The sequence below is a fragment of the Lamprobacter sp. genome (assembly GCF_034860625.1).
In the GTDB taxonomy this organism is placed as follows: Bacteria; Pseudomonadota; Gammaproteobacteria; order Chromatiales; family Chromatiaceae; genus Lamprobacter.
The window spans coordinates 1-1,276 of record NZ_JAYESN010000544.1 but is presented as its reverse complement, the minus strand read 5'-3'; the positions used below and the strand labels follow the sequence as shown (position 1 = coordinate 1,276).

General features: G+C 61.7%; 1 protein-coding gene. It reads left to right on the top strand.

Annotation, left to right across the window (positions count from 1 at the left end; all coding sequences use genetic code 11):
* Positions 1–1,276: TaqI-like C-terminal specificity domain-containing protein (locus VBE63_RS29640; protein ID WP_416274734.1), on the top strand; the 1,276-nt coding region annotated here is incomplete at both ends.

Here is a 1,276-nt window from a genome sequence, read left to right as displayed (position 1 = left end):
TGCTGGCTATGGCGAGCCCTTGCGACGGCTGTTCAGCGAGCAGGCGCGGCTTGAGGAGATCCTCGACTTCGGCCATGCGCCGATCTTCGAGGATGCCGATACCTTTCCCTGCATCATCGTGGCTCAGCGGCGAGTGGACGCTGCGACTGCGACTGCGACTGCGCGCGCGAGCGCGAGCGCAGCAGCACCAACTTCAGCGACAGAGACAGAGGCAGAGACAGCAGCCGTCGCAGAGTCAGAGTCAGAGTCAGAGTCAGAGTCAGAGTCAGAGTCAGAGTCAGGGTCAGAGACAGCTGCAGTAGCAGCGGCAACGGCAGCAACGCTAGCATCCACGGACGGGGCCGAGGCAACACCGATGGTCAGCGTCTGCATCGTGCCCCGAGATCGGTCGGCTGAGCTGTCGCTCGACAACTACGTTCACGAGCACGCCTATCCGGTGCCTTGGAGCCGTTACAGCGCCGAGCCCTGGAGCTTGGAGCCGCCAGAGGTGGATACGCTGATGCAGCGCATCCGTGATCGCGGAGTGCCGTTAGCAGAGTTTTTGGGTGTGAAGCCTTACCGGGGTGTGTTGACCGGGTTGAACGAGGCCTTCCTGATCGATGACAGCACCCGCACCGCGCTGATTCGGGATGACCCCGGCTGCACGGAGATCATCAAGCCGTACCTGCGAGGACAAGACATCAAGCGCTGGGGGCCTGATTGGCAGGGGTTGTGGATGATCGTGCTCAAGTCCAGCGGTGATCACTCTTGGCCCTGGAGTGATGCTGGCGACGACGCCGAGGCGGTCTTTGCACGGATCTACCCGAGCCTGCACGCACAGATGAAGCCTTTGCAGGCGCGGCTGATGAAGCGTCAGGACAAGGGGAGGTTCTGGTGGGAGCTGCGTTCTTGCGACTACTACGCACGCTTCGAGTCCCCAAAGATCCTCTACCAGGAGATCCAATTTCATCCACAGTACGCCTATGCGGACTACCCGCTCTACGGCAACAACAAGGTCTTCCTCCTGCCGACCGCCGACCTGTATGTGCTAGCCGTCCTCAACTCACCACTACTCTGGTGGCACAACTGGCGCTTCCTTCCACACATGAAGGACGAGGCGCTGAATCCAGCAGGCTTCAGGATGGAGAAGCTACCGATCGCCGAGCCGACGCCCGAAATCCGCTCCGAAGTCGAGCAGCAGGCCGCTGAGGCCCTGGCGCTGACCCAACAAGCACAGACCGCCTCCCGCGAGCTACTCGGCTGGCTCCGCGTTGAGTTCGAGATCGAGAAGCCAGGT